Source organism: Achromobacter veterisilvae (assembly GCF_900496975.1).
In the GTDB taxonomy this organism is placed as follows: domain Bacteria; phylum Pseudomonadota; class Gammaproteobacteria; order Burkholderiales; family Burkholderiaceae_B; genus Achromobacter; species Achromobacter veterisilvae.
Map to the genome: position 1 here is coordinate 23408 of NZ_UFQC01000033.1, position 26233 is coordinate 49640.

At 67.8% G+C, this 26233-nt stretch carries 26 protein-coding genes; 13 read left to right on the top strand and 13 right to left on the bottom strand.

What is annotated here, in order from left to right; all coding sequences use genetic code 11:
* Positions 1-33: 33 nt before the first annotated feature.
* The 3 genes from AVE30378_RS24420 to AVE30378_RS24430 form a co-directional block, all read right to left on the bottom strand.
* Positions 34-1050, bottom strand: coding sequence for a Bug family tripartite tricarboxylate transporter substrate binding protein (locus tag AVE30378_RS24420; protein WP_129244445.1), 1017 nt, complete (start codon positions 1048-1050; stop codon positions 34-36).
* A gap of 77 nt (positions 1051-1127) precedes the next feature.
* Positions 1128-1940: a citryl-CoA lyase gene (locus AVE30378_RS24425; RefSeq protein WP_129244447.1), complete on the bottom strand. Its 813-nt coding sequence runs from the start codon at positions 1938-1940 to the stop codon at positions 1128-1130.
* Complete coding sequence (locus AVE30378_RS24430) at positions 1937-3097, bottom strand: CaiB/BaiF CoA transferase family protein (protein WP_129244449.1); 1161 nt, start codon at positions 3095-3097, stop codon at positions 1937-1939. Before AVE30378_RS24430 ends, AVE30378_RS24425 begins: the two co-directional genes overlap by 4 nt.
* Positions 3098-3213: 116 nt before the next feature.
* On the opposite strand from AVE30378_RS24430, the gene AVE30378_RS24435 reads away from it, so the two are divergent.
* From AVE30378_RS24435 to AVE30378_RS24460, 6 genes are all read left to right on the top strand, one after another.
* A complete protein-coding gene (locus tag AVE30378_RS24435; RefSeq protein WP_129244451.1) occupies positions 3214-4119 on the top strand; it encodes a LysR substrate-binding domain-containing protein in 906 nt (301 codons plus the stop codon).
* Positions 4120-4454: 335 nt separating this feature from the next.
* Positions 4455-5570, top strand: coding sequence for a high-affinity branched-chain amino acid ABC transporter substrate-binding protein (locus tag AVE30378_RS24440; protein WP_129244453.1), 1116 nt, complete (start codon positions 4455-4457; stop codon positions 5568-5570).
* A gap of 191 nt (positions 5571-5761) precedes the next feature.
* On the top strand, positions 5762-6688 hold the full coding sequence (gene livH, locus AVE30378_RS24445; RefSeq protein ID WP_129244455.1) for a high-affinity branched-chain amino acid ABC transporter permease LivH: 927 nt from the start codon (positions 5762-5764) through the stop codon (positions 6686-6688).
* Positions 6688-7923, top strand: a complete 1236-nt coding sequence (locus tag AVE30378_RS24450; protein ID WP_165360287.1) for a high-affinity branched-chain amino acid ABC transporter permease LivM — start codon at positions 6688-6690, stop codon at positions 7921-7923. The genes livH and AVE30378_RS24450 overlap by 1 nt, the downstream gene beginning before the upstream one ends.
* Entirely contained in the window at positions 7920-8687 is a 768-nt protein-coding gene (gene livG, locus AVE30378_RS24455) for a high-affinity branched-chain amino acid ABC transporter ATP-binding protein LivG (protein WP_129244459.1), read from the top strand. Before AVE30378_RS24450 ends, livG begins: the two co-directional genes overlap by 4 nt.
* Positions 8687-9388 (top strand): ABC transporter ATP-binding protein, encoded by a 702-nt coding sequence (locus AVE30378_RS24460; protein WP_129244528.1) that lies wholly within the window; start codon positions 8687-8689, stop codon positions 9386-9388. Before livG ends, AVE30378_RS24460 begins: the two co-directional genes overlap by 1 nt.
* 217 nt (positions 9389-9605) lie before the next feature.
* Here the strand turns inward: AVE30378_RS24460 and cuyB are convergent, their stop codons facing one another.
* From cuyB to AVE30378_RS24475, 3 genes are read right to left on the bottom strand one after another with little or no spacing between them, the layout of a single operon-like run.
* Complete coding sequence (gene cuyB, locus AVE30378_RS24465; RefSeq protein ID WP_129244461.1) at positions 9606-10349, bottom strand: cysteate racemase; 744 nt, start codon at positions 10347-10349, stop codon at positions 9606-9608.
* 1 nt (position 10350) lies between these two features.
* Positions 10351-11817 (bottom strand): N-acyl-D-amino-acid deacylase family protein, encoded by a 1467-nt coding sequence (locus AVE30378_RS24470; RefSeq protein WP_129244463.1) that lies wholly within the window; start codon positions 11815-11817, stop codon positions 10351-10353.
* Between the two features lie 2 nt (positions 11818-11819).
* Positions 11820-12794, bottom strand: a complete 975-nt coding sequence (locus tag AVE30378_RS24475) for a Bug family tripartite tricarboxylate transporter substrate binding protein (protein WP_129244465.1) — start codon at positions 12792-12794, stop codon at positions 11820-11822.
* 132 nt (positions 12795-12926) lie between these two features.
* Between AVE30378_RS24475 and AVE30378_RS24480 the strand changes: the two genes are divergently transcribed.
* Positions 12927-13913 carry a LysR substrate-binding domain-containing protein gene (locus tag AVE30378_RS24480; protein ID WP_129244467.1) on the top strand — a complete coding sequence of 329 codons (987 nt, stop codon included), beginning with the start codon at positions 12927-12929 and terminating at the stop codon, positions 13911-13913.
* A 19-nt stretch (positions 13914-13932) separates the two neighbouring features.
* On the opposite strand, the gene AVE30378_RS24485 is transcribed toward AVE30378_RS24480, so the two are convergent.
* Positions 13933-14544 carry a glutathione S-transferase family protein gene (locus AVE30378_RS24485; protein ID WP_129244469.1) on the bottom strand — a complete coding sequence of 204 codons (612 nt, stop codon included), beginning with the start codon at positions 14542-14544 and terminating at the stop codon, positions 13933-13935.
* Positions 14545-14687: 143 nt separating this feature from the next.
* Here AVE30378_RS24485 and AVE30378_RS24490 point away from each other — a divergent pair, with 143 nt between their 5' ends.
* A complete protein-coding gene (locus AVE30378_RS24490) occupies positions 14688-15842 on the top strand; it encodes a PQQ-dependent sugar dehydrogenase (protein ID WP_129244471.1) in 1155 nt (384 codons plus the stop codon).
* A 5-nt stretch (positions 15843-15847) separates the two neighbouring features.
* Entirely contained in the window at positions 15848-16486 is a 639-nt protein-coding gene (locus tag AVE30378_RS24495) for a glutathione S-transferase family protein (RefSeq protein WP_129244473.1), read from the top strand.
* 7 nt (positions 16487-16493) lie between these two features.
* Here the strand turns inward: AVE30378_RS24495 and AVE30378_RS24500 are convergent, their stop codons facing one another.
* Together AVE30378_RS24500 and AVE30378_RS24505 are read right to left on the bottom strand one after the other, a co-directional pair.
* Complete coding sequence (locus AVE30378_RS24500) at positions 16494-17408, bottom strand: DMT family transporter (protein WP_129244475.1); 915 nt, start codon at positions 17406-17408, stop codon at positions 16494-16496.
* A gap of 60 nt (positions 17409-17468) precedes the next feature.
* Positions 17469-17846, bottom strand: coding sequence for a DUF423 domain-containing protein (locus AVE30378_RS24505; RefSeq protein WP_129244477.1), 378 nt, complete (start codon positions 17844-17846; stop codon positions 17469-17471).
* Positions 17847-18040: 194 nt separating this feature from the next.
* Here AVE30378_RS24505 and parS point away from each other — a divergent pair, with 194 nt between their 5' ends.
* The gene (gene parS / locus AVE30378_RS24510) at positions 18041-18526 is read left to right on the top strand and encodes a type II RES/Xre toxin-antitoxin system antitoxin (RefSeq protein ID WP_129244479.1); all 486 of its coding nucleotides are present in this window, start codon (positions 18041-18043) and stop codon (positions 18524-18526) included.
* A complete protein-coding gene (locus AVE30378_RS24515; RefSeq protein WP_129244481.1) occupies positions 18523-19086 on the top strand; it encodes an RES family NAD+ phosphorylase in 564 nt (187 codons plus the stop codon). Before parS ends, AVE30378_RS24515 begins: the two co-directional genes overlap by 4 nt.
* A gap of 553 nt (positions 19087-19639) precedes the next feature.
* Here the strand turns inward: AVE30378_RS24515 and AVE30378_RS24520 are convergent.
* Both AVE30378_RS24520 and AVE30378_RS24525 read right to left on the bottom strand, forming a co-directional pair.
* The gene (locus tag AVE30378_RS24520) at positions 19640-20698 is read right to left on the bottom strand and encodes an alcohol dehydrogenase (RefSeq protein WP_129244483.1); all 1059 of its coding nucleotides are present in this window, start codon (positions 20696-20698) and stop codon (positions 19640-19642) included.
* Between the two features lie 28 nt (positions 20699-20726).
* Positions 20727-21938, bottom strand: a complete 1212-nt coding sequence (locus AVE30378_RS24525) for an ABC transporter substrate-binding protein (protein WP_129244485.1) — start codon at positions 21936-21938, stop codon at positions 20727-20729.
* 224 nt (positions 21939-22162) lie between these two features.
* Between AVE30378_RS24525 and AVE30378_RS24530 the strand changes: the two genes are divergently transcribed.
* Entirely contained in the window at positions 22163-22900 is a 738-nt protein-coding gene (locus AVE30378_RS24530) for an IclR family transcriptional regulator (protein WP_129244487.1), read from the top strand.
* Between the two features lie 27 nt (positions 22901-22927).
* On the opposite strand, the gene rocF is transcribed toward AVE30378_RS24530, so the two are convergent.
* Together rocF and rocD are read right to left on the bottom strand one after the other, a co-directional pair.
* Positions 22928-23866 carry an arginase gene (gene rocF, locus AVE30378_RS24535; protein ID WP_244235133.1) on the bottom strand — a complete coding sequence of 313 codons (939 nt, stop codon included), beginning with the start codon at positions 23864-23866 and terminating at the stop codon, positions 22928-22930.
* A gap of 24 nt (positions 23867-23890) precedes the next feature.
* Positions 23891-25114: an ornithine--oxo-acid transaminase gene (gene rocD, locus AVE30378_RS24540; RefSeq protein ID WP_165360288.1), complete on the bottom strand. Its 1224-nt coding sequence runs from the start codon at positions 25112-25114 to the stop codon at positions 23891-23893.
* Positions 25115-25263: 149 nt separating this feature from the next.
* Between rocD and AVE30378_RS24545 the strand changes: the two genes are divergently transcribed.
* Positions 25264-26085 carry a MetQ/NlpA family ABC transporter substrate-binding protein gene (locus tag AVE30378_RS24545; RefSeq protein ID WP_165360289.1) on the top strand — a complete coding sequence of 274 codons (822 nt, stop codon included), beginning with the start codon at positions 25264-25266 and terminating at the stop codon, positions 26083-26085.
* The last annotated feature ends 148 nt before the right edge of the window (positions 26086-26233 follow it).

The window sequence follows — 26233 nt, forward strand, 5'->3', positions numbered from 1 at the left end:
AACCAGCCGGCGCCGCGACGGCGCCGGCCCCGCCTAGTTGGCCTGGGCGCCGGATTGCCGGATCAGATCGGACCACTTGGCCAGTTCGTCCTGCCCGAACTTGTCGATGCCCGCCATGGGCACGTCGCTTTTCTCCAGGCCCTGCGCTTCCAGCTTGGCGACGATGTCCGGATTGGACAGCGCCGCCGCCGCGGAGTCGCGCAGGGTTTGCAGGACGGGGGCGGGCGTGGCGGTGGGCGCGTACAGCATGAACCAGGCCTGCAGGTCGAAATCGCCGCCCAGTTGTTCGGCGATGGTCGGCACGTCCGGCGCGGATGCGCTGCGGCGCATGACGGAGGTGCCCAGCGCGCGCAGCTTGCCGGACTTGATGTGCGGCAGTACGGCCAGGGGGTGGTAGAACATGAACTGGGTCTGGCCCGACATGACGTCGGTCAGCGCCTGGCTGCCTTCCTTGTAAGGGATGTGCACCATGGTGCCGCCCAGGCGCGATTTCAGCAGTTCGCCCGCCAGGTGCCCGGAGGTGCCGGTTCCGGCGGAGGCGAAGCTGATGCCGCCGGGCTTGGCGGCGGCGGCCCCCAGGTCCTGTAGCGTACGTATCGGCGAGCCGGCGCCGACCACCAGCAGCGTCGGCGTGTAGCCGACCAGCGCGACCGGCTTGAAATCGCGCAAGGGGTCGTAGCCCAGTTTGGGATAGAGGGCCTTGTTGATGGCGTGTGTGCCGACCGTGCCCATCACCAGGGTATAGCCGTCGGCCGGGGCGCGCGCGACGAGTTCGGTGCCGATGGAGCCGCCGGCGCCGGCCCGGTTCTCGATGATGACGGGCTGTCCCAGCGACTTGGACATGGCGTCCGCCATCATCCGGGACACGGTATCGGTGGTGGTGCCCGGCCCGAACGGCACGATCATTTTTATCGGACGTTCGGGAAAGGCGGCGGCACGCGCCGGCTGGGCGGCCGCGCCCAGCGCGCAGGCGCCCAGGGCCAGCACCGCGAGAGCGCGGCGCACGGAACTATTGCGGAAGGCCCGCGGGCAGGCAAAGGTCGGTTGCATTGTGGTTGTCTCCTGTTTTTTAGCGCGGCTTGCGGCCAGCAGCCACGGGGGCGGCGGGCGCGCCGGCGTCGTGGTGCTTAGTGGTCCGATTTTCCGAATCCGGCCGGAACCTTGCCGTCGTATTGCAGTTCGCGGGTGGCCTGGTAGGACAGCGCAAAGCCCGCCGCCTGCTGGAGTTCTTCATTGAGATGCGCGATGAGGCCGGCGGTGCGCGCCAGCAGCGGCACGCCGCGCAGGGCTTGAAGCGGAAATCCGGCGCCCAGCAGCACCGCCGGGATGGCGGCGGACACGTTGAGTTTGAGCGCTTTGCCAAGCACCGCGGGAATCTGGCGTTCCACGGCTTCGGCGATCTGGACGTAGGTCTGGTCCGCGCCACATTCCTGCGCCACCTCGAACAGCCGCGCCACGCGCGGATCGCGGGTCTTGTGCAGGGGATGGCCGTAGCCCGGGATGGCCTTGCCCTCGGCGCGGTAGCGCTTGAGCACGTCGAGCGCAGCGGCGTCCAGGCCCGTTTGCCCTTGCTCGGCGCAATCCTTGATTTCAGCGAACAGCCGGCCGGCCGTTTCCGAGGCGCCCAGGATCACCGAGCCGCAGCCCAGCAGGCCGGCGGCGACCGCGCCCTGCATGGCGTCGGGCGCGGCCGCCAGCGTCATGCGGGCGGCCTGCACGCTGGGCACGAAGCCATGCTCGGCGATGGCGACCAGCGTCGCGTCCAGCACGGCCGTGGCCGCGGCGTCGGGGCGGCGTCCGGTGACCAGCAGGTGAAAGTAGTCGGTAAAGGAAATGCGGCCGATCAGGTCTTTGCACAGGTCTTCGCCGCGCACCACGATCGTGTGCTCGTCGGAGGTGCAGATGGCGCTGCGGGGGATGGTGTTCTTGCCTATTTTCATGACGGGTCCCGGGAGGAAGGATTGCGGCTCGCCAGCGCGGCGCGGATCTGGGCGTTGTGTTCGCCCAGCAGGGGCGGGGGCGTGACCTCGCAGGCGCGCTGGCCGTCGAAGCTGACCGGCGAGCGCACGGTGCGCCAGGGGCCCAGCGTGGGATGGGCGCCTTCGATCTCCAGTTGCAGGTGGCGCGCCTGCGGGTCCTGCAGGGCTTCGGCCGTGTCGTACATCGGCGCATGCGGCACGTCCTCGTCCGTCAGGCGCTGGCACCATTGTTCGCGCGTGCGGCCGGCAAAGACGCCATCGAGCACGGCGATCAACTGTTCGTGATGGACGATGCGGCCTTCGCGCGTGGAAAAGCGCGGGTCCTGCAGGATGTCGGGCCGTTCCATGGCATTGGCCAGCCCGCGCCAGAACTTCTCCGGCGAGGACATGTGCAGGGCCAGCTTCTTGCCGTCCGCGCAGGTCAGGGCATAGGACTGGGATACGCTGGGCCGGCTGTACGGGCCCATGACTTCGCCTTCCGAGAAGAAGTGGGTGAAGGCGTCCAGATTGAAATGGCACATCGCCTCCAGCATCGACACTTCGACGCTGCGGCCCAGGCCGGTGCGCGCGCGTTCGACCAGGGCGCCGAGGATGCCGTAGGCGGCATAGAAGCCCGTGAGCGAGTCGGCGATGGCCGGTCCCACGACGCGGGGATTGTCCGGGTTCACCAGCAGGTTGAGGAATCCGCTGGCGGCCTGCGCCACGGTGTCGTAGGCCGGCCTCGCGGCGGCCGGGCCGGTCTGGCCGAAGCCGCTGATCGCGCAATACACCAGGCGCGGATTGATGGCGCGCAGCCGCGCCTCGCCCGCGTTCAGGCGCTCGGCGGCGCCGGGCCTGAAATTCTGGATATAGACGTCCGCGTCGCGTATCAGCTCGTCGAACACGCGCGCGTCGTCGGGGTTCTTGGCGTCGAGCTCGATGCTGCGCTTGTTGCGGTTGTAGGTCTGGTAGTGCGGGCTGTACAGCCCGCCCTTGAAAGCCCGGAACGGGTCGCCCGCGCCGGGCTGCTCCACCTTGATGACGTCCGCTCCCAGATCGGCCAGCAGCATGCCGGCCGCCGGCCCGGTAATGAACGTTCCCTGTTCGATTACGGTGATGCCATCCAATACCTTGGACATGAATGTTCCTCTTGCGGTTGCTGCGAACTGCAAGACTATCGGCCCCCGACCAAAGATAAAAATGATTAATATATTCGATCATCATTGATGCCATCGATTGATGGGGAGGGCATGGCATGGAACTGCGGCATCTCAGGTACTTCATCGCGCTGTCCGGCTCGCTCAATTTCACGCGCGCGGCCGAACGCGTGCACGTCACGCAGTCGACCTTGTCCCATCAGATACGGCAACTGGAAGACGAGATCGGGCAGCGCCTGTTCGAGCGGATCGGCAAGCGCGTGGTGATGACGGAGGCGGGAGAGACCTTCCTGGCCTACGCCCAGCGCGCGCTCAAGGAAATCGACCAGGGGCTGGGCGCGATCAAGCAGGACGTCGCGCTGGTGACCGGCCAGGTTCGCGTCGGCACCACCCATACTTTCAATCTGAACTTCATTCCCGACTGCGTGGCGCAGTTGCTGCAACGCAGTCCCGGGGTGAAAGTCCTGATCGAAGAGCTGCCGGCCGACGCCATCGTCCAGCAACTCGAGGCCGGCAGGCTGGACATCGGCGTGGCGTACCGGCCCGAAGGCGCCAGCGAGCTGCGGTTCGAACCGCTGTTCAACGAGGAACTGGTACTGGTGGTGTCGGCCAGCCACCCGCTCGCCGCCCGCCGGCGCATCCGCATGATCGAACTGCATCGCGAACCGCTGGTGATGCTGCCGGCCGGCTTTTCCACGCGCCGGATACTGGACGAGTGCTTTCAGGCCGCGGGCGCGGCGCCCGAGGTCATCGCGGAGATGAATACCATCGCCGCCATGCTGGGCATGGTGGCGCGCATGAACGTGGGCGCCATCGCCGCCGCCAGCGCGATCGCGCCGGACCCCGGGCTGCGCATGATCCCCATGGAGAATCCCACGCCGATGCGCACGCCGGGCCTGCTGTTCAATAACGCGGCGCCGCAGAGCCGGGCCTGCCGCGCGTTCGTCGCGCTGCTGCGCAGGCGCGCCATGGGCCAATCTGCATTATCCGTAAGGCCGGCGTAAGTACTGTATTTGAATGCTTGTTTAAACAGCGTATTAATGCGATCGCAAATAAAAAAACAAGCACAGGTTTTCGCGCGGCGCCAGTGCCTTATTAAGGTCTGTTTGCGATTTCTCCAGTGATTTCACGGGTTTGCGGAGATCATGCGTCACGATTAAAGGCAGTCGCAAAAATATTGGGGATTACACGCAGTGACAGTATGGCGCCTTGCTTCCAGAATACCGGCCACACCGTATTTTTGCCCAAGAAGCCGGCGACGGGCGATACGGATTACGGGGCACCCACCCGATAAGCCGCATCGAACAGAGCCGCTCAAAACCTCGCTGGAGAACTCCGCATGAAGTTTCTGCATCGTCTTACCCCGGTAGCCGTCGCGCTTGGGGCGCTTGCCCTGGCCGGCGCCGTGCACGCAGCCGACACGATCAAAATCGGCATTCCCCAGCCCATGACCGGTCCCAATACGCAGTACGGCGACCAGATCCAGGCTGGCGCGCTGACCGCCATCGAGACCATCAACGCCAAGGGCGGGGTCAAGGGCAAGAAGCTCGAGCCCATCCTTATCGACGACGGCTGCGAACCCAAGCAGGCCGTGCCCGCCGCCAACCGCGTGGTCAACTCCGGCGCCAAGTTCGCCGTGGCCCATGCGTGCTCCGGCGTGACCGTGGCCGCCGTGAAGGTCTACGAAGAAGAAGGCATCGTCGGCATCACCCCGGGCGCCACTTCGCCGCTGGTCACCGACACGATCAAGCCGCATTTCTTCTTCCGCACCATCGGCCGCGACGACCAGCAAGGCCCGTACGCCGCGAACTACATCGCCAAGAGCCTGAAGCCCAAGAAGGTCGCCGTGCTGCACGACAAGCAGACCTACGGTTCGGGCGTGGCCACCCAGGTCAAGGACAGCCTGGCCAAGGAAGGCGTGAACGTCGCGATGTTCGAAGGCATCAACGTCGGCGACAGCGACTACTCGGCCATCATCACCAAGCTGAAGTCGGCCGGCGTGGACCTGGTCTATTTCGGCGGCTACCACCCCGAACTGGGCCTGCTGCTGCGCCAGTCGCGCGAACAGGGCCTGAAGGTCCAGTTCATGGGTCCGGAAGGCACGGCCAACCAGGACCTGGTGGCGATCGCCGGCCCGGCCATCGAAGGCCTGCTGGTCACGCTGCCCGCCGACTTCACCAAGCTGCCCGGCAACGAAGGCATCGTGAAGGCGTTCAAGGACGCCAAGCGCGATCCGGACGGCGCGTTCCAGATGCCGGCGTACGCCGCCGTGCAGATCCTGGCCGACAGCATCACCGCGGTGGGCGAGGATCCCGCCAAGGTGGCCGACTACATGCACAAGACGGCTTTCAACACGGGGATCGGCAAGGTCGAGTACGACGCCAAGGGCGATCTGAAGAACTTCGAATTCGCAGTCTACAAGTGGGACAAGGACGGCAAAAAGACCCAGCTGTAAACTCGCGATCCCGCCGGCGGGTCGCCGGCGTGTAGGGCCTGTCGTCTTCGTCCTGCCGTAATCCGCGTAGCGATGCGCCAAAAGCGCTGTGCGGCCGGCAGGGGCCGGTGGCAGGCCCTTATGAAATACGCCCAGGTTTCCGGCTCCGGGTCTCTCTACCGGAGCCGGAACTATTTGGAGCAAGAGAAATAATGTCTGACCTCATACCCCAACTTACCCAGCAATTCTTCAATGGATTGTCTCTGGGCGCGATCTATGCGTTGATCGCCATCGGCTACACAATGGTCTACGGCATCATCGGTATGATCAACTTCGCCCATGGCGAAATCTACATGATCGGCGCCTATGTCGGCCTGGTCACCCTGACCGCCATCGGCACCAACAGCGGCCTGCCCATGCCGTTCATCATCGCGGCGATGCTGGTCGTGGCCATCGTCGTCACCGGCATCTACGGCTTTTCGGTCGAACGCGTCGCCTACCGTCCCGTGCGGGGCAGTCCGCGCCTGGTGGCGCTGATCTCGGCCATCGGGATGTCGATCTTCCTCCAGAACTGGGTGGCCCTGGGCCAGGGCGCGCGCGACATGGCCGTGCCTTCGCTGGTGTCGGGCGCCTGGACGTTCCACATGGGATCCGAGTTCGACGTGACGGTCCCGTATTCGCGCATCATGATCATCCTGGTCACGGTGACGCTGATGATCGCGCTGACGCTCTTCATCAAGTATTCCCGCATGGGCCGCGCGTCGCGCGCGTGCTCGCAAGACATGCACATGGCGAATCTGCTGGGCATCGACACCAACCGCGTGATCTCGTTCACGTTCGTGATGGGCGCGATCCTGGCGGCGGTGGGCGGCGTGCTGATCGCCATCACCATCGGCAAGCTCAATCCCTTCATCGGCTTCCTGGCGGGCATCAAGGCCTTCACGGCGGCGGTGCTGGGCGGCATCGGCAGCATCCCGGGCGCCATGCTCGGCGGCGTGCTGCTGGGCCTGGCCGAGACCTTCGCGGCCGCCTACATCTCGTCGCAGTACAAGGACATCGTGGCGTTCTCGCTGCTGATCCTGATCCTGCTGTTCCGTCCCACCGGGCTGTTGGGCAAACCTGAGGTGGAAAAAGTCTGATGTCGAACAACAATCTCAAAAACGCCACGATGGCGGCCGTGCTGACGGCGGTCATCGTCACGCCGGTATTCGGCCTGCAACTGATCCGCCAGGGCGCGCGCACCACCATGGAGGCGCACTGGTCGCTGGTGGCGATCGCCGCCGCGGTGGTGTTCGTGTTCCAGTTGCTGCGGCCCTGGATCGCCAAACCGTTCCAGAAACTGAAGACGGGCCTGCCGACCTTGCCGGCGGCGCCCGCCAGGACCCACAAGCCGCTGGCGCTGCTGCTCCTGGCGATCGCGGTGATCTGGCCGTTCTTCGCCGGACGCAGCTCGGTGGACATCGCCACGCTGGTGCTGATCTACGTGATGCTGGGCCTGGGCCTGAACATCGTGGTCGGTTTCGCCGGCCTGCTGGACCTGGGCTTCGTCGGCTTCTATGCCGTGGGCGCCTATACCTACGCCTTGCTGTACCACTGGGGCGGCTGGAGCTTCTGGGAGGCGCTGCCGTTCTCGGGCGCGATGGCCGCGCTGTTCGGCTTCATTCTCGGCTTCCCGGTATTGCGGCTGCGCGGCGACTACCTCGCCATCGTGACGCTGGGCTTCGGCGAAATGATCCGCCTGCTGCTGATCAACCTGAACACGCTGACCGGCGGCCCGGACGGCATTTCCGGCATTCCGAAGCCGACGGTCTTCGGCATGGAAATGACGCGCCGCGCCAGCACGGAAGGGGGCACTACGTTCCATGACTTCATGGGATGGACGTTCCAGAACCAGCACATGGTGGTCTATCTGTACCTGATGGCGCTGCTGCTGGCCCTGGTCACGCTGTTCGTGTCGACGCGCCTGATCCGCATGCCGGTCGGCCGCGCCTGGGAAGCGCTGCGCGAGGACGAGATCGCGTGCCGCTCGCTGGGGCTGAACCCCACGCGCATCAAACTGTCCGCGTTCACGCTGGGCGCCATGTTCGCCGGCTTCGGCGGCGCGTTCTTCGCGGCGCGCCAGGGCATGGTGAACCCCGAGTCGTTCACGTTCATCGAATCCGCGCTGATCCTGGCCATCGTGGTGCTGGGCGGCATGGGCTCGCAGGTGGGCGTGATTCTCGCGGCCGTGCTGCTGACGGTGCTGCCCGAGGTGGCGCGCGAGTTCGCCGAATACCGGATGCTGATGTTCGGCCTGGTGATGGTATTGATGATGATGTGGCGTCCGCAGGGATTGTTGCCCATGAAGCGTCCCCACGTGGAGCTGGCCAAATGAGCGAGGCATTGCTGAAAGTTTCCGGGCTCACCATGCGGTTCGGCGGCCTGCTGGCCGTGGACAGCGTGGCGTTCGAAGTCAAATCCGACGAGGTGTTCGCCATCATCGGCCCCAACGGGGCCGGCAAGACGACCGTGTTCAACTGCGTGGGCGGCTTCTATTCGCCGACCGCGGGCGATATCACCATGGACGGCAAGGCCATCACCGGCCTGCCCAGCCACAAGGTGGCGCGCCACGGGCTGGTGCGCACGTTCCAGAACGTGCGGCTGTTCAAGCAGTTGACCGTGCTGGAGAACCTGCTGGTCGCCCAGCACACCCAGGTGGAGTCGCGGCTCTTGCCGGGCCTGCTCAAGCTCAAGTCGTATCGCCAGTCGGAAGCCGACGCGCTGTCGCGCGCGGCCCAGTGGCTGGATTTCATGGGGCTGCGCGAGTTCGCCAACCGCGAGGCGGGCAATCTGGCCTACGGCCACCAGCGCCGCCTGGAGATCGCGCGCTGCATGATCACCAAGCCGCGCCTGCTGATGCTGGACGAGCCGGCCGCGGGCCTGAATCCCCAGGAAAAGCGCGACCTGCAATCGCTGATCGACCAGTTGCGGCGCGAATTCGGCGTCGCGGTCCTGCTGATCGAGCACGACATGAGCCTGATCATGGGCATTTCCGACCGCATCCTCGTCATGGAGCACGGCAAGCCCATCACTACCGGCACCCCCGAGCAGGTGCGCAACGACGAGCGCGTCATCAAGGCGTACCTGGGGGAGGAATGATGCTTAAGCTGGAAAACATACATACCTACTACGGCGCCATCCAGGCGCTGAACGGGGTGTCGGTGGAAGTCAACCAGGGCGAGATCGTCACGCTGATCGGCGCCAACGGCGCGGGCAAGACGACGCTGCTGATGACGGTTTGCGGCAACCCCCGGGCGAAGGTGGGCGCGATCACGTTCGAGGGCGAGGACATCACCCACAAGGACACGCACCACATCATGCGCAGCGGCATCGCCATTTCGCCCGAAGGGCGGCGGGTCTTCAAGGACCTGACGGTGGCCGAGAACCTGAAGATGGGGGGCTTCTTCTCGAACCGCGACGAGATCCAGGCGGGCATCGACCACGTCTACGGCCTGTTTCCGCGCCTGAAGGAACGCGCCAGCCAGCGCGCCGGCCTGATGTCGGGCGGCGAGCAGCAGATGCTGGCGATCGGCCGCGCGCTGATGACGCGTCCGCGCCTGCTGCTGCTGGACGAACCGACGCTGGGCCTGGCCCCGCTGGTGATCGCGCAGATCTTCGACATCATCCGCGAAATCCGCGAACAGGGCGTGACGGTGTTCCTGGTGGAGCAGAACGCGAACAAGGCGCTGGGCGTGGCCGACCGCGGCTACGTGCTGGAAAACGGCCGCGTCGTGTTGCAGGACACCGGGGCCAATTTGCTGGTCAACGATCAGGTGCGCAAGGCGTACCTGGGAGGTTGATGTTGGCCGGACGCGGCGCTTGCCAGTGTCTGACACCCTTTGGTACGCCGGCCCAGGTTGAAGGGCGGCTACCCAGGGTGTCAGACACCTCGGGCTCTTGCCAGTGTCTGACACCCTTCGTACGTCGGCTCAGGTTGAAGGGCGCCTACCCAGGGTGTCAGACACTCTCCATGATGCCCAGGGTGTCAGACACCCACCCAACGTGCCCGCATGCCTCCTACGCTGCGACCCGCTCCTGCGCCTGTTCGTCCAGGTAATGGGCGATGGCCGCGCGGGCCAGCGCGTCGATGGAGTCCGTCAGCGTGATGCCCAGGCTGGGGCGCAGCGCATGCGGCACGGCCAGCGGCAGTTCGGTGCAGCCCAGCACGACGGCGTCGGCGCCGCGCGCCTTCAGGCGGGCGATGCATTCGGCGGCGGGAGCAAAAGCGTCTTCGAGCCGATTGGCCTTGACGGCGCGGATCGAGCCCATGCAGTAGCGTTCGACCTCGTCGTCGTCCGGCACGATGCATTCGTAGCCTTGCGCTTCCAGGTGCCGCTGGTAGAGGCCCAGCTTGAGCGTGGCCGCCGTGCCCATCAGGCCGATGCGGCCCTTGGGCAGGCCCAGGCGCCGCAGGTCTTCGATGACGGCCTGGATGATGTGCAGCACCGGCAGGCGCGTGGACGCGGCGATCTGGTCGTACCAGAGATGGGCCGTGTTGCAGGGGATGGCGATGAGCTGCGCGCCGGCCCGCTCCAGGAAGCGCACCCCTTCGGCCATGTGGGGCAGGGGATTTTCGCCGCCGGCCATGTAGGCGCTGGAACGGTCGGGAATGCGGGGATCGTTGCGCAGCAGGGTGGGGATGTGCTGCTGGTCGACATCGGCGGGCGTCAGCGCCGCCAGGCGTAGGGCAAAGGCCGCGCCGGCCATGGGCCCCATGCCGCCCAATACACCCAGGTAACAACCCTGGGAATAGGTATTCACGTTATTCACTCCGAGACAATGCGTCGCCGGGCGCCAGAACCTGGCCCGGGCGTTCGGCGCCCGTCCGTTCCCCATCCCAGACGCGCTTGCCATTGACCCAAACCGCCTGGATGCCGTGACTTGCCTGAATGGGAGCTGAAAAAGTGGCCACATCTGTCACCGTGGCGGGATCGAACAGCACCAAGTCAGCATGATACCCCTCGCGCAGGCGTCCGCGCCCGGCGATGCCGTACTGGTCGGCCGCCAGGCCGGTCATTTTGTGGATGGCGGCTTCCAGGGACAGCAGGCGCCGTTCGCGCACCAGGGTACGCAGCACGTTGGTGAAGGTGCCCCATTGGCGCGGGTGCGGATGCGGATCGAAGGGCAGGCCGTCGGAACCCACCATGGTGAGCGGATGCGCGAAGATGCGGTTGACGTCGGCAGGGTCCATCAGGAAGTAGATGGCGCCGGCCGGCGCCAGGCGCGCGATGGCGGCTTCGTCGTCCAGCCCCAGTTCGGCCATGACTTCGCCGAAGTCGCGCCCGGTGGCCTGCGGATAGCCCTTGGACCAGGTGATCATGGTGCGGCTGGCGAGCCGGGCCCGGTCCAGCCGCAGCATGGTGGAGGTGGCGGGATACGGGTGGCAGTCCAGGCAGACGGGCTGCGTGGCGGCGGCGCGGCTGATGAGGTCCAGCGTTTCGCGGCTGCGGCCGTGATTGCGCTCGCCCGCCAGCTTGTGGTGCGAGAACACGACGCGGCAGCCCAGCTCGCGGCCGATGAGCAGCGCTTCCTCCATGGCCGGGACGATATGGTCCGCCTCGTCGCGCAGGTGGGTGGCGTAGACCCCGGGGCGTCCGCGCAGCGGGGCGCAGACGTCGATGATCTCGTCGGTGGGCGCGGCGCTGGCCGGCGGATAGAACGTGCCGGTGGAGACGCCGAAGGCGCCCGCGTCCAGCGCTTCTTCCAGCAGTTCCCGCATGGCGGCGCGTTCGCCGCCGTCGGCGGCGCGCGAGGTGTCTTCCATGACCGCCACGCGCAGCGTGGTGTGGCCCACCAGCGGCACCACGTTGACGGCCGCCGGGGTGTCGCGCAGGGCGTCCGTCCAGGCGCGGAACGTGCCGTAGCGGAACAGCGGGGCGGGGCCCAGCAGGTCCAGCGGCTGCGGGATCTCCGCGCGCGCCAGCGGCGCCAGGCTGATCCCGCAGTTGCCGGTGACGACCGTGGTGATGCCCTGCGACACCTTGGGCAGCATGTCGGGATGCGCCAGCAGGTAGCCGTCGTCGTGGGTATGGGAATCGATGAAGCCCGGCGCCAGGACGCGGCCCCGGCCGTCGACGACGGGCGCGCCGGCGGGGTGCTCGAAGGCGCCCACGGCCGCGATCCTGCCGTCCAGCACGGCCAGGTCACCCTGGCGGGCGGGCCCGCCCGAGCCGTCGATGAGCGTGGCGCCCGCCACGATGAAGTCTGCCTGCAAGCGGGATGCCGTCATGTTCAGTCGAGCTTCTCGATGCCGGCGGATTCGATGATCTGGCGCCACTTGGCGGTTTCGCGGTCGATCAACTGCTTGAACTCGGCCGGCGAGCCGGAGGCGGGCTCCGCGCCCAGCGTGGCCAGGCCGGCGCGCACGTCGGGGGCCTGCAGCGCCTTCTGGATGGCCGCGTTCAGCGTGGCCACCACGTCGTCGGGCGTGCCCTTGGGGGCGACCACGCCGCCCCACGAAACGGTTTCGTAGCCTTTCACGCCGGCTTCGTCCAGGGTCGGGACGTCGGGCATCAGCGGCAGGCGCTTCAGGCTGCTGACGCCGATGGCGCGGACCTTGCCGCTCTTGACCAGCGGGGCGGCTTCCGAGGTGTTCACGAACAGGTAGTCGAGCCGGCCGCCGAGCAGGTCCTGGATGGCGGCGGGGCCGCCGTTGTACGGGATGAACATCACGTCGACCTTGGCCATGCTCTTGAAGAGTTCGCCGCCCATGTGGCCGGTCGTGCCCACGCCGGAGGCGCCATAGGACAGGCGGCCGGGCGCCTTGCGGGCGCGGTCGATCAGGTCCTGCACGCTCTTGACGGGCGAGTCGGCCGGCACGATCAGCGCGTTGTACAGGTCGAACAGGTGGGCGACGGGCGCCAGGTCCTGGTCCACGTCGTAGGGCAGGCGCTTGAACAGCGAGCGGTTCACGGCCAGGGTGTTGATGTTGCCGTAGCCGACGGTGTAGCCGTCGGCCGCGGCGCGCTTGACCAGCGCGATTCCGATGTTGCCGGCCGCGCCGGGGCGGTTTTCGACCACCAGCGTGGCGCCGGTGTCGCGCGCCAACTGGGTCGTGATCAGGCGCGACAGCACGTCGGGCGAGCCGCCGGCCGCGGACGGCACGACGAAGGTGATGGGCTTGTCGGGATAGCCGGCGACGGCGGTGGCCGACAGCGCCGCGCCCAGCGCCAGCGCGGAGAGGCCGCGGAAGAATAGGTTGCGCATGATGGTTTCCCCTGTTTCTATTGTGGTCGAGGCCGGCAGATTACACCCGGGGCGGTCTGTCTCCGTCATCGAAAAATGTCGAAAACCTATAATCGGCCGTTATTGATTTGGCACGAAAACGCGGGGGAAAAAATGGACGCGGACGCCTATGCGGACGAGGTGGGGCCGACTGCCGGACGGCCGTTGAACCTGAGGCAGATCGAGGTGTTCCGGGCCATCATGATGGCCGGCTCGATCAGCGGGGCGGGACGGATGCTGCACGTGTCGCAGCCCGCGGTCAGCCGGGTGCTTGCGTTGACGGAAAGCCGCCTGGGCTATCGGCTGTTCGAACGCGTGAAGAGCCGGCTTTCGCCCACCGCCGAGGCGCGGCGACTGTATGCGGAAGTGGAGCAGGTATACGGCGGCATCCAGCGCGTGAACGACCTTGCCGCCAGCCTGGCGCAATCGGGCGCCGGCATGCTGAAGATCGTCGCCAGCGCCAGTTTCGGCCAGCGCCTGATCCCGATGGCCCTGGACCGCTTCCGCAGCCGCAACGCCGGCGCGCGGGTGGACTACCGCAGCGTCACCTTCGACGAACTGGCCGCGTACTTCCTGTCGGGCCAGGCGGACATCGGGATCTCGATGCAGCCGCCGGACCATCCCAATCTGACCTCCCTGCACCTGGCCCGGGTGCCGGTGGTCTGCGTGTTGCCGGCCGCGCATCCGCTGGCCGCCCGCGAGGTGCTGCGCCCCGAGGACTTCTCGACCGCGGCCTGGATCGGCTATCCGCAGAATACGCCGCTGGCCCGCGCGCTCCAGCCGTTCTTCGGCGAGCGGGGCGCCTGCCCGGCGGCGGTGGAAGTGCATTCCCCGGTGACCGCCTGCTCGTTCGTGCAGCAGGGGCTGGGACCGGCGCTGGTGGACGCCTGGTGCGTCGCGCCCGATCAGGCCGCGCACATGGCGCTGCGGCCGATACGGCCGGCGGCCTGGGTGGACATCTGGGCCACGCATTCGAATCTGAGCGCGCCGCCGCTGCTGGCGCGGCGCTTCCTGGCGGCCGTGAAGAAAACGCTGGAGGAAGGGCGCCCGGCCGAAGGGGCGCCCGGCGATCTGCCGGGAATCCCGGACGCCGCCGGCTGAGGCCGGGGCGCCCCGGCGATTACAGGCCTTCGGCCTTCAGCGCGGCCTGGACGCCCTTGTCGGCTTCCATGCGCTTGAAGAATGCGGCCAGGTTGTCCTGGCCCGACAGGTCCACTTCCTTGGCGTGCGCCCAGCGCAGCACGACGTAGAGATAGGCGTCGGCGATGGAGGGGGCGTCGCCGGTCAGGTAGGGCTTGCCGGCCAGTTGCGCGTCCAGTTGCGAGAACAGCCTGGTCAGCAGCTTGGAAGCGGAGCCGGCCAGCTCCTTCTGCGCGCCTTCCTCGGCCAGGAAGCGCTGCGCGCCGAAGATCATCGAGAAGGTCTTGTGGACATCGGAATTGATGAAGCCGAGCCAGCGGCGCACGTCGGCGCGCGAGCGGGCCGTGCCGTCGCCCAGCAGCCCGGACTGCGGGGCCTGTTCGGCGAGGTATTCCAGGATGGCGGCGTTCTGCGTGACCGTCCAGTCGCCGTCCGCCAGCGCGGGCACGGCGCCCAGCGGATTGATCTTCAGGAACTCGGGGCCCTTGAGCTCGTCGCGGCTGAGCTTGTGCGTTTCGTAGGGCTTGCCGATCCATTCGAGGACGATGTGGGAAGCGAGCGAGCACGCGCCGGGCATGTAGTACAGTTTCATGTAAGGGAGTCTCCTGGAAGGAAGGACGGGAGGCACCCGTCCCTGGCCGATATGGTACGCCACCCGCGCGTCCCTCCGCGGGGGCTTCCGGCGTTCCGGGCCCCGACACGACGCATTCAACCGAGTTGCCGCCGGAGATGTCCATGCCGCCACGCCTCGCCGCGAACACGCGCGCTTTTTCCCTGCTTCTGACCCTGTCCGCGGCGTTCGCGGCGCCCGCGCAGCCGGCTTCCGAACCGCCGTCCGTGGCGGCCCGCGTCACCGCGGTCGCGGGCGGGCTCGATCATCCCTGGTCCATGGCGTTTCTGCCCGACGGCGGCGTGCTGATCACCGAGCGTTCCGGCGGCCTGCGGCTGCTGCGCGTGCCGGGCGGGCTGTCCAGGCCGCTGGCCGGCGTGCCGAAGGTGGCGGCGCAGGGGCAGGGCGGTTTGCTCGACGTCGCGCTCTCGCCGGACTTCGCCGCCGACCGCTATGTCTACCTGTCCTATGCCGAGTCCAACGGCTCCAAGAGCGGCACCGCCGTGGGCCGCGGGCGCCTGTCCGCCGACGGCGCGGCCCTGGAAGATTTTCGCGTGCTGTTCCGCCAGGAGCCCAAGCTGTCGTCCGGCCAGCACTACGGATCGCGGCTGGTCTTCGACCGCAAGGGCTATCTGTACATTTCGCTGGGCGAGAACAACCAGCGGCCCACCGCGCAGGAACTGGGCAAGCTCCAGGGCAAGGTGGTGCGCCTGAAGGCCGACGGCTCGGTGCCGCCCGACAACCCCTTCGTCGGCCAGGCCGGCGCCCGCCCGGAAATCTGGTCCTACGGGCACCGCAATCCCCAGGGCATGGCGCTGAATCCCTGGTCGGGCGAACTCTGGGAAAACGAACACGGACCGCGCGGCGGCGACGAGATCAACCTCATCCGGCCGGGCCGGAACTACGGCTGGCCGCTGGCGACTTATGGCATCAACTATTCCGGGCAGCCGATACCCGAAGCCAAGGGCGAGACCCAGCCCGGCATGGAGCCGCCGCTGTACTGGTGGCCCCGGTCGCCCGCGATCAGCGGCATGGCGTTCTACGACGCGGACCGGTTTCCGGCATGGCGCAATTCCGTGTTCATCGGCGCGCTGGCCGACCAGAACCTGATCCGCCTGACGCTGGACGGCGACCGCGTGGTGGCGCAGGAGCGGCTGCTGGACGACCGCAAGCGCCGCATCCGCGACGTGCGGCAGGGGCCGGACGGTTATGTCTACGTGCTGACCGACGCTTCGCCCGGCGAATTGCTGCGGGTGGCGCCGGCGGAATCCGGAGGGTGAATGCCATGAAACCGTATGAGCTGATCGGGTCGGCGGGTTGCGGATCCGCCATTGTCGAAATGGCGCTGGTGCTGGCCAACGTGCCGCACACGCTGACGGACGTCCCCTACCTGAAGCCCGGGCCGGAACGCGACCGGCTGCTGCGGCTGAACCCGCTGGGGCAGGTGCCGACCCTGGTCCTGCCGGACGGCGAGGTCATGACCGAAAGCGCGGCCATGATCCTGCACCTGAACGACGTGGCGCCGCAGGCCGGGCTGGCGCCGCCCGCGGACAAGCCGGAACGGGCGCGCTTCCTGAACCTGCTGATCCGCCTGGTGGGCGCGATCTACCCCACGTTCACCTATGGCGACGATCCGCCGCAATGGACCACCGCGGGCGCGCCCGCCGACCTGCTGCGCGAACGCGTGCACACGCGGCGGGCCGAGCTGTGGCAGGAACTGGAACGCCAGGCCGGCGCGCCGCATATGCTGGGCCGGCGGTTTTCGGCGCTGGACCTGTACATCACAGTGATGACGCACTGGCGGCCGGGGCCGGCGTGGTTCGAGGCGGCCTGCCCGGCCTTGAGCGCGGTGGCGCGGGAGGCCGCGCAGGAGCCGAACGTGGCGCGCGTGCTGCGCCGGAATTTCCCGCCGCCCACCGAATAGCGGCGCGTCAGGCCGTGGCGGGCCGGCGCGTCCGGGCCTTGGCGCGCGCTTCGCGCACGGCGATGTACACGCCGCTGCCCGCGATGAACAGGGCGCCCAGGTAGGCATAGGCGTCCGGCGCCTCGCGCCAGAAGATCCAGCCCAGGATCGTGGCCCAGACCAGGCCGGTGTAGTCGAAGGGCGCGACCACCGAGGCCGGGCCGATGCGAAAGCCCTGCGTGATCAGCGCCAGGCCCAGCGTGCTGAAGAGCGCCACGGCGCCGAAGTACGGCAGGTCGTCCATGGCGGGCGCGCGCCAGATCCAGGGCAGGCCGACCGCGCTGCATACCAGTTGGCCGAGCACGATGTAGAAGGTAGTCGTCAGCATGCCTTCGCCGCGGCCGATGCCGCGGGCGGTGATCATCATCACCGCGTACAGCAGGGCCGTGGTCAGCGGCAGCAGGGTGGCGGCCTGGAAGGCCGACGTGCCGGGGCGGACCACGATCAGCACCCCGGCGAAGCCCGCCAGCACCGCCAGCCAGCGCTTGCCGTCCACGCGCTCTTTCAGGATCAGCACGGACAGCGCGGTCACGAACAGCGGCGCGGCGAACGCGATGGCCGTGGCTTCGGCCAGGGGCAGGGCGCGCAGGCCCAGATAGAAGCAACAGGCGGACACCACGTTGATGGCGCCGCGCGCCAGGTGCAGCCCGGGATGCGCGGTCCGCAGCACCCGGCGCCCGCCCAGCCAGAGCGCCAGCGCCATGACGAAGGGCAGCGCGATGAGGGCGCGCAGGAACAGGATCTGCAGCGGGTTGTAGCTGGCGCCCAGCCATTTGGCGTTGGCGTCGCTCAGGGTCAGGAAAAAGATGCCGCCCACCACGCAGGCGATCCCTGCGATGGCGGAATGGTTCTGGGCGGCGGGCAATGCGGTGGAGGTGGACATCTACAGCCTGGGAAAGCGGCGGTTCCTGCCGCCGTGTGAAGGGAAGGGGAAAGGCGGGCCCTAGCCCTGGGCGCGGTAGGCGGCCAGCGCCACCATGGCCCAGGACGCCAGGAAGGCGACGCCGCCGAAGGGCGTGACCGCGCCCAGCCAGTGCGTGCCCGTCAGCGACAGGACATACAGGCTGCCGGAGAACAGCACGATGCCCACGAACATCACGACGCCGGCGGCGGACAGCAAGGGCGAGCCGTAGCGGGCGCCCAGCAGCGCGACGGCGAACAGGCCCAGCGCGTGGACCAGGTGATACAGGACGCCGGTCTGCCAGACGGACAGCAGTTCGGGCGTGATCATGCGCTTGAGTCCGTGGGCGCCGAAGGCCCCCGCGCCCACCGCCACCATGAGATTCAACGCCGCGAGTATCGTGAGCTGCCGGTCCGTCATTGCCTGTCCTTTCTTAGTGTCTGATCGATCGTGTTACAGCCGCCTATGATAGGCCCAAATCCGGCGCATGCCGGGAAGCGGGCGGCGGCGGCCATTGCCGGGCCCGGCCTGGGCATGGGATTACCAAATGGGATATCATTAATTCAATTTGGTAATTCCCTCAGCCTTGGGCTGCGGCCACCCAGGAGAGCGCCATGACCCTCGCCATCGCCGGCAAATCCCCCGCCAAACGCGGCGCGACCGCCAAGCGTCCGCCCCGCCATGGCGCCGCGCGGGCCAAGCAGTTGTTCCGCGGGCTGGTGGACAGTCCCCTGATCGAGATGGCGCGCGACGTAAGCCGCGGCCTGCCCGCGCAGATGGTGGACGACGCCGCCGACTACCTGCAGGTGCCCAAGTCGGAAATCATGGCGATCACCGAGGTCAAGGCGGCGTCGCTGTCGCGCTGGACCCGCGAGGGCCTGATGCTGCCGCTGGGCGAATCCGACCGCCTGGCCCGCGTGGCGCGGGTGGTGCGCGTGGCCCGCCAGGTGCTGGGCAGCGAGGAAGAGGCGGTGCTGTGGCTGAATACGCCCGTGCCCGCGCTGGGTAACGTCAAGCCGCTGTCGCTGCTGACCTCGGACGCCAGCAGCCGCATCGTCGAGGACACGCTGGCCCGCGCGGCCGCGGGCGTGTACGCATGAGCTTGCCGGGCCGCTCCAGGGCGGAGCACGAAGGTAGCTCAGCAAGCCCCAGCGTTTCGCTGTGGCGCATCGGCACGACGGCGGGCAAGTACCGCGCGGACGACCTGAGCGGCGGCGGCGCGGCGGCCGTGGGCGGCCGCTACAACAGCCCGGGCACGGCCGTGGTCTATGCCTCGTCCTGCGTGGCCCTGGCCGTGCTGGAGACGGTGGTGCATTTCGCGGCGCGGGCTTCCGAGCAGGCCAACCGCTATCTGATCGAACTGTCTGTGCCGCGCGCCGTGCATGAAGGCAGGCAGATACTGACCCTGGACCAGATGCAGGAGGACTACCCCTTCTGGGACGCCGTGCCGTTCGCCGAAGCGGCGCAAGAGGCGGGCGATTACTGGGTCGCGTCGGGCGTGTCGGCGCTCTTGCAGGTGCCCAGCGCGATCGTGGCTTGCCGGGGAGTGCCGGACTGCAATTTTCTTCTCAATCCGGCGCATCCGGATGCCCAGCGGATCGAAGTCGTGCGGCGGGAGAGGTTTGTTTATGATCCGAGGTTACATACTCCGCGTGTCTGACAGCGTAACCCCTCCGCGTGTCTGACACCCGTACGAGATGCCCTGTGCGCTGCGACGGCGGTCCCGGGTGTCTGACACCGGCTGACTTTGGAACGGCCGTCGAGATATGGCCGGTGTCTGACACCCGGGGAGAGAGGCTTGGATTCCAACGTCCTCTCATACGGGTGTCAGACACGTGGAGACATACTCTGCGTGTCTGACACCCGTACGAGATGCCCTGTGCACTGCGACGGTGATCCCGGGTGTCTGACACCGGCTGACTTTGGAACGGCCGTCGAGATATGGCCGGTGTCTGACACCCGGGGAGAGAGGCTTGGACTCCCAACGTCATTTCGTATGGGTGTCAGACACGTGGGGACACCGGCAGGTTACATACTCTGCGTGTCTGACACCCGTACGAGATGCCCTGTGCGCTGCGACGGTGGTCTCGGGTGTCTGACACCGGTTGACTTTGGAACGGCCGCCAAGATACGGCCGGTGTCTGACACCCGGGAAGAGAGGCTTGGATTCCAACGCCATCTCGTATGGGTGTCAGACACGCGGAGGGGTTACGTTACGCTGTCAACACCGCCCGCCCGACCACCTTCCCCGCCCGCAGCGACGCCAGCACGCTGTCCGCCTCCGCGAGCGCATGGCGGTGCACCGGAATGGGAGGCACCTTTCCAGCCCGCACCAGTTCCATCAGTTCCCGCAATTCGGCCAGGTTGCCCACGTAGCTGCCGACGATGGACAGGGCTTTCATGGGGATCAGCGCGATCGGCCATGACGAGGCGCCGCCGAACAGGCCCACGATGATCAGCTTGCCGCCCTTGGTCAGGAAGTCGAAGGCCAGCGAGGTGGTCGCGGGCGCGCCCACCAGGTCGATCGCGGCTTGCACGGGCTTGCCGCCCGCGGCCTTGACGATCTGTTGTGCGGCATCGGGCGCGGCGCCGTCGATGGCCGCCAGCGCGCCGGCTTCCAGCGCGGCCTGGCGCTTGGCCGGGTCGATGTCGACGACGATGGCGCCGGCGCCGCCCAGCGCCTTGATCAGCGTCAGGCTCATCAGCCCCAGGCCGCCGGCGCCGAAGATCACGACCGGATGGTCGCGGTAGACGTCGGCGCCGATCTTCTTCAGCGCGGAATAGGTGGTGAGGCCGGAGCAGGCGTAGGGCGCGATCTGCGCCGGTTCCAGGTCGCCAATGTCGATCAGGTAGCGCGGATGCGGCACCAGGATGTGGTCGGCATAGCCGCCGGCGCGGTGCACGCCCAGGCAGGCGGGAGCGGGGCAATGGTTTTCCATGCCCGCCCGGCAGGACGGGCAGTCGCCGCAGCCGATCCAGGGATAGACCAGGTAGTTGCGGCCGGACGCCAGCCCCTGCGCGTCGGGGCCGGCCGACACCACGGCCCCGACCGTTTCGTGGCCCATGGTCAGCGGCAGCGAGACGCCGCGGTCCTTCAGGGACAGGGTGCGGCCCTGGCCCAGGTCGTAGCCGCCTTCCCACAAGTGGATATCGCTGTGGCAAACGCCCGCCGCGCGGACCTTCAGCAGCACCTGCGACCCCTGCGGCGTGGGCGTGGGCTGGTCCATTTCCTGCAAGGGCTCGCGGAAGTTCACGACGCAATAGCACTTCATGGGTTGTCTCCTTTTGATGTGTCGTTCATCACTTCTTGACCGACGGGCATTCGCTGTCCGCCAGGGACACGAAGACCTTTTCGCCGGGCACCGTGGACAGGATGCGGTAGAAGTCCCCGGAATACTTGGATTCGGCGGGTTTCTTCACTTCGACCAGGTACAGGTCCATGATGACGCGGCCGTCTTCGGGGCGCACCCGCGCATTCTTGATCAGTTTGGTGGTGATGGGCAACTCGCGCATCTTCTGGTTGACGGCGGCGCCGTCGAACGAGCCCACCGCCTGCGCGGCCTGCAGGTAATGGGTGGTGGCGACGTAGCTCAGCGCCTGCACGATGGACGGGGCGCGGGTTACGCCCATTTTCTTCTGCCAGCGCTGCGTCCAGGCGCGCGTGTCGTCGTCGGCGTCCCAGTAGAAGCCGGTGGGGAAGGTCAGGCCCTGGGCCACGGGCAGGCCCATCGCCTGGACGTCGTTGATGAAGGTCAGGAAGGTCAAGAGGCGCTGCTTGCCGCCGGTCAGGCCGAATTCCTGGGCCTGCTTGATGAGGTTGACCAGATCGCCGCCGGCGCTCGCCAGGCCCACCACGTCGGCCTTGGACGATTGCGCCTGCACCAGGAACGAGGCGAAGTCCAGGGCGCCCAGGGGGTGGCGCGTGCTGCCCAGCACGGTGCCGCCCGCGTTCTGCACGAAGCGGGAGGCATTGCCTTCCAGCGATTTGCCGAACACGTAGTCGGTGGTGATGAAGTACCAGGACTTGCCGCCGTTCTCGACGACGCTCTTGACCACCGCGTTGGCCAGCGCGTAGGTGTCGGGCGCCCATTGGGTGCTGAGGTTGCTGCACTGCTTGCCGCTGAAGTCCCCGGCGAAACCGCCGCTGATCAGGGCGGTGCCGCCTTTCTCGCGGGCCACGCCCTGCGCGGCCAGGCCGGCCGAACTGGCGCCGCCGTCCACCACCGCCACCAGGTTCTGCGTGTCGAACCAGCGGCGCACCAGGGCCGAGGCCACGTCGGCCTTGTTCTGGTTGTCGGCGCCGATGACCTGGACGGTCTTGCCGGCGACCTTGCCGCCGAAATCCTCGACCGCCATACGCACCGCCATTTCGGAGCCCAGCCCGCCCAGGTCGGAATAGATCCCGGAGCGGTCGTTGGATACGCCCAGGCGCACCACGTCGGCTTGGGCATGGGCCGCGCCGCTGGCGGCCAGGGCGGCGGCCAGCGCCGCCAACAGGGATTTGATACGCATCTGCTTGTCTCCCAGCCCGCTCGCGGGCCGAATTATCGATATTCGTCTGGACGCTTCTGTATCTGGCCTGGCCGCCGGTTCTCCAGCCGGCTGAAAAATATTTCTAGTTGGTGAATAGAAATTCCTGTGCAAGAATTTATTTTCACATACAAGGAAAGTCAACATAGTGGATTACCTAGGCCGATCGCGCGATCCGGCCTGGAATCCGGACACAGGTGGCCCCCATGGAAGTGAAGCTCGTCGTACGGACGCTGGAATTGATCGAACTGTTCGCCCAGGTGCGGCGGCCTTTGCCCCTGACCGAACTGGCGCAGGGCCTGGGCGCGCCGATGTCGAGCTGCCTGGCGCTGGTGCGCACGCTGGCGGCGCGCGGCTACCTGTACGAGGTGCGCCGCCGCGGCGGCTATTACCCGACGGCGAAGCTGCATGCGCTGGGCGCGCAGATCGTGGCGGGCGACCCCTGGCTGGAACAGGCGCGCCCGCAGCTCGTCGCCTTGCGCGACGCGGCCGACGAGACGGTCATGCTGGCCAAGATCCAGGACGGAGACGTGCTTTACCTGGACGTGGTGGAGGCCACGCAGCCCGTGCGCTACACCGCGAGGCCCGGCGCCCGCCGGCCCTTGCATACCAGCGCGGTGGCCAAGGCCATCCTGGCGCGCCTGCCGCCGGCCGAGCGCGAGGCCGCGCTGGCGTCGGCCGACTACACGCGCTATACGGACCGCACGCTGGTCACTCGCGAGGCGCTGCGGGCCGAGGTCGAGCGCGCGGCCGAAAGAGGGTGGGGCGAGAACGTCGGCGAGAGCGTGGCCGACCTGACCGGGCTGGCGGTGGCGCTGGACCTGGGCGGGGAATGGTACGCGCTGTGCATGGCCGGGCCGACGCCGCGCATGCGGGAACACCGAGAGGAGCACCTGGGCCGCCTGACGGCGGCGGCGCAGGCGATCCGGCAGGGGCGGGGCTAGCGCCGGCTCATCCGGCCGGGCCGCGGATCACGCGCCGCGCCGCATCAGCGTGGACTTGCCGAACAGGCTCTCGATGAGGTCCACCGCCAGTTCCGCCGTTTTGTTGCGCACGTCGAAGGCCGGGTTCAATTCCACCACGTCCAGCGAGCGCATCAGGCCGGTGTCGGCGATCATCTCCATGCAGAGCTGGGCCTCGCGGTACGTGGGGCCGCCGGGCACGGTGGTGCCGACACCGGGGGCGATCTCGGGATCCAGGAAATCCACGTCGAAACTCACGTGCAGGTGCGTGTCGGCGTCCAGGCCCGCCAGCGCGGCGTCCATGGTGGCGCGCATGCCCATTTCGTCCAGGTAGCGCATGTCGAAGACTTCCAGGCCCGCTTCGTGCACCAGGCGCTTTTCGCCCTGGTCGACGCTGCGGATGCCGATCTGCCGCACCCAGCCCGGCTCGATGTCCGGGGTCTGGCCGGACAGGCCGGTGATCTGCGCCGGCCCGTAGCCGCACAGGCAGGCCACGGGCATGCCGTGGATATTGCCGGTGGGGGTCAAGGCATTCGTGTTGAAATCCGCGTGGGCGTCCAGCCACAGCACGCGCAGCTTCTTGCCCGCCGCGCGGCAGTGGCGCGCCGCCGCGCTGATGGAGCCGATGCCCAGGCAGTGGTCCCCGCCCAGCAGGATGGGCAGGTTGCCCTGGCCGAGTTCCGCGTAGACGGCGTCGTGCACGGCGCGGTTCCAGGCCGCGACCTCGTCCAGGTGGCGGTAGCCGTCCACGGGCGGCAGCCAGGGATTGGCGGGGCCGTACAGGTTGCCGCGGTCGGCCACTTCGAAGCCCTGGGCCTCGATCACGGGGCCCAGATCGGCCACGCGCAGGGCTTCGGGGCCCATGGAGGCGCCGCGGGCGCCCGCGCCGATGTCGGTGGGAGCGCCGATGAGGGCGATGCGGTTGGGCAGATGGGTGGTGGTGTGCAAGTTGCGGGCTCCGGGCGGGATGCGTCAAGGGGCGGATAGTACCGCGGCAAGCTGGTCGCAGGCCCAGTCGATCTGCTCGCGCGTCACGATCAGGGGCGGGGAGAGGCGCAGCGTATGGCCGTGGGTGTCCTTGACCAGCATGCCGCGCGCCTGCAGGCGTTCGCTCCACAGGCGGGCGCCGCCGGCGTCGGGCTCAAGCTCCACGGCCAGCATCAGCCCGCGTCCGCGCGCTTCGCGCACGGGGCCGGGCAGAGCGCGCAGGCGTTCCAGGAAGTACGCGCCCATGGCCGCGGCGTTGTCGATCATGCCTTCTTCCGTCAGCACGCGCAGCGCCGCGCGCGCGATGGCGCAGGCCAGCGGATTGCCGCCGAAGGTGCTGCCGTGCTGGCCCGGCTGGAAGACCCCGAGCACGTCGGCGTTCGACAGCACCGCCGATACGGGATAGAAGCCGCCGGACAGCGCCTTGCCGATCAGGGTGACGTCGGCCTCGATGCCTTCGTGTTCTTCGGCCAGCAGTTTGCCGGTGCGCCCCAGCCCGGTCTGGATTTCGTCCAGGATCAGGGTGATGCCCTGTTCCGTGCAGCGCCGCCGGACCTGGGCGAAGTAGCCGGCGGGCGGAAGCACGACGCCCGCTTCGCCCTGGATGGGCTCGACCAGGAAGGCGACGGTGTTGGGCGTGATGGCGGCGTCGAAGGCCGCATAGTCGCCGAAGGGGACGGTCTTGAATCCGGGCGCGAAGGGCCCGTAGTGGCCGTAGGCGTCGGGGTCGGTGGAGAAGCCGACGATGCCCAGGGTGCGGCCGTGGAAGTTGTTGGCGCAGACGATGATCTCCGCCTGGTTCTCGGGCACGCCGCGCACCTCGTAGCCCCATTTGCGCACGGCCTTGATGGCGGTCTCGACGGCTTCCGCGCCGCTGTTCATGGGCAGGATCTTGTGCGCGCCGGTCAGGCGGGCCAGGTCTTCGTAGAACGGCGCCATCTGGTCGTGGCGGAAGGCGCGCGAGGTCAGCGTCAGCTTTTGCGCCTGTTCCATCATGGCGGCCAGGATGGCGGGGTGGCAGTGCCCCTGGTTGACGGCCGAATAGGCCGACAGGCAGTCGAGATACTTGCGGCCGTCCACGTCGTACAGCCAGACCCCGCTGCCGCGGGCGATCACCACGTCCAGCGGATGATAGTTGTGCGCGCCCAGCCGGTCTTCGACCTGATCGCGGTGGATGGCGGCGGACGGGGATGTCAATACGGCGCTCATGAGCGTCTCCCGAGGACGTATTGGCTTCATCTTAGCGCCGCTGGCCGGCGGCGGGATTTCCATTGCGTGACAAAGGGCCTTTGCGGGAGGCGGCCGGCGGCTGCTGCACAATAGCGACCACGCCCTGTTTTCCCATCTGGAAGGTCCACATGTTCCTGCACCGACTGTTTTCGACACTGACGCGCGGCGCGGCCGCGGCCGCGCTGGGCCTGGCTTGCGCGGCAGGCGCGATGGCGCAGGACAAGCCCCTGCGGATCGGGGTGATCGCCAGCGTGGCGAACGCGGCCACCGAGCTGGCGATCGCCCAGGCGAAGAAGGAAGGGCTGGACGTCCAGTTGGTGGAGTTCAACGACTGGGTGCTGCCGAATATCGCGGTGGCGGACGGCTCGGTGGACGCGAACTTCTTCCAGCACGAACCCTTCCTGCAATTGTTCAACCAGCGGCGCGGCGCCAACCTGGTGCCGGTCGCCTACGGCTATTCCACCACGATCGGCCTGTTCTCCAAGAAGCTCAGGAAGGGCGATCCGGTGCCCGACGGCGCGACGATCGCGGTGCCCAACGATCCGGTGAACACGGGCCGGGCCCTGCTGCTGCTGGAGTCCATCGGACTGATCGGGCTGAAGCCCGGCGTGGCCCATCGGGCGGCGCTGGAGGACGTGGTGTCGAATCCGAAGAAGCTGAAGTTCGTGCAGATCGAAGGTTCGCAATCGGCGCGCACCTTCGACGACGTGACGGCTTCCGTGACGTACACCACCTTCGCCAAGCAGGCGGGCATCGACGAAAAGGACGGCCTGGCGTTCGACAATGCCGACCCGGTCAACGTGCGCCGCTATGCGATCCGGTGGGTGGCCACGCCCCAGGGCGCGCAGGATCCGCGCCTGCTGAAGTTCATCGCGATCTACCAGCAGTCGCCCGAGGTCAAGGCCAGGCTGCGCAGCCTGTACGGCGATCTGATCGACTTTCCCTGGTAGGGCCGGGCGCCAGGCGGGCGTTGACGATTCTTGGCAGTTGCCGGCGGGCATCGCACGTATACTGGCCCCGATTCCCAGCCGGGCATCGCGGCGCCGCCGTGGCGCGCCCGGCGCTCGCGGCCGGCATGGGTCCCGCCTTTCCATCGAT

Excerpts from the sequence above, each read along its gene's own strand:
- AVE30378_RS24430 (WP_129244449.1), bottom strand. The coding sequence starts at position 3,097 with ATGTCCAAGGTATTGGATGGCATCACCGTAATCGAACAGGGAACGTTC.
- AVE30378_RS24500 (WP_129244475.1), bottom strand. The coding sequence starts at position 17,408 with ATGTCCACCTCCACCGCATTGCCCGCCGCCCAGAACCATTCCGCCATC.
- AVE30378_RS24490 (WP_129244471.1), top strand. The coding sequence starts at position 14,688 with ATGCCGCCACGCCTCGCCGCGAACACGCGCGCTTTTTCCCTGCTTCTG.
- AVE30378_RS24505 (WP_129244477.1), bottom strand. The coding sequence starts at position 17,846 with ATGACGGACCGGCAGCTCACGATACTCGCGGCGTTGAATCTCATGGTG.
- AVE30378_RS24485 (WP_129244469.1), bottom strand. The coding sequence starts at position 14,544 with ATGAAACTGTACTACATGCCCGGCGCGTGCTCGCTCGCTTCCCACATC.
- AVE30378_RS24530 (WP_129244487.1), top strand. The coding sequence starts at position 22,163 with ATGGAAGTGAAGCTCGTCGTACGGACGCTGGAATTGATCGAACTGTTC.
- AVE30378_RS24470 (WP_129244463.1), bottom strand. The coding sequence starts at position 11,817 with ATGACGGCATCCCGCTTGCAGGCAGACTTCATCGTGGCGGGCGCCACG.
- AVE30378_RS24545 (WP_165360289.1), top strand. The coding sequence starts at position 25,264 with ATGTTCCTGCACCGACTGTTTTCGACACTGACGCGCGGCGCGGCCGCG.
- AVE30378_RS24495 (WP_129244473.1), top strand. The coding sequence starts at position 15,848 with ATGAAACCGTATGAGCTGATCGGGTCGGCGGGTTGCGGATCCGCCATT.
- AVE30378_RS24525 (WP_129244485.1), bottom strand. The coding sequence starts at position 21,938 with ATGCGTATCAAATCCCTGTTGGCGGCGCTGGCCGCCGCCCTGGCCGCC.
- livG (WP_129244459.1), top strand. The coding sequence starts at position 7,920 with ATGAGCGAGGCATTGCTGAAAGTTTCCGGGCTCACCATGCGGTTCGGC.
- AVE30378_RS24425 (WP_129244447.1), bottom strand. The coding sequence starts at position 1,940 with ATGAAAATAGGCAAGAACACCATCCCCCGCAGCGCCATCTGCACCTCC.
- AVE30378_RS24440 (WP_129244453.1), top strand. The coding sequence starts at position 4,455 with ATGAAGTTTCTGCATCGTCTTACCCCGGTAGCCGTCGCGCTTGGGGCG.
- livH (WP_129244455.1), top strand. The coding sequence starts at position 5,762 with ATGTCTGACCTCATACCCCAACTTACCCAGCAATTCTTCAATGGATTG.
- AVE30378_RS24515 (WP_129244481.1), top strand. The coding sequence starts at position 18,523 with ATGAGCTTGCCGGGCCGCTCCAGGGCGGAGCACGAAGGTAGCTCAGCA.
- AVE30378_RS24450 (WP_165360287.1), top strand. The coding sequence starts at position 6,688 with ATGTCGAACAACAATCTCAAAAACGCCACGATGGCGGCCGTGCTGACG.
- AVE30378_RS24480 (WP_129244467.1), top strand. The coding sequence starts at position 12,927 with ATGGACGCGGACGCCTATGCGGACGAGGTGGGGCCGACTGCCGGACGG.
- rocD (WP_165360288.1), bottom strand. The coding sequence starts at position 25,114 with ATGAGCGCCGTATTGACATCCCCGTCCGCCGCCATCCACCGCGATCAG.
- AVE30378_RS24475 (WP_129244465.1), bottom strand. The coding sequence starts at position 12,794 with ATGCGCAACCTATTCTTCCGCGGCCTCTCCGCGCTGGCGCTGGGCGCG.
- parS (WP_129244479.1), top strand. The coding sequence starts at position 18,041 with ATGACCCTCGCCATCGCCGGCAAATCCCCCGCCAAACGCGGCGCGACC.
- AVE30378_RS24460 (WP_129244528.1), top strand. The coding sequence starts at position 8,687 with ATGCTTAAGCTGGAAAACATACATACCTACTACGGCGCCATCCAGGCG.
- AVE30378_RS24435 (WP_129244451.1), top strand. The coding sequence starts at position 3,214 with ATGGAACTGCGGCATCTCAGGTACTTCATCGCGCTGTCCGGCTCGCTC.
- AVE30378_RS24520 (WP_129244483.1), bottom strand. The coding sequence starts at position 20,698 with ATGAAGTGCTATTGCGTCGTGAACTTCCGCGAGCCCTTGCAGGAAATG.
- AVE30378_RS24420 (WP_129244445.1), bottom strand. The coding sequence starts at position 1,050 with ATGCAACCGACCTTTGCCTGCCCGCGGGCCTTCCGCAATAGTTCCGTG.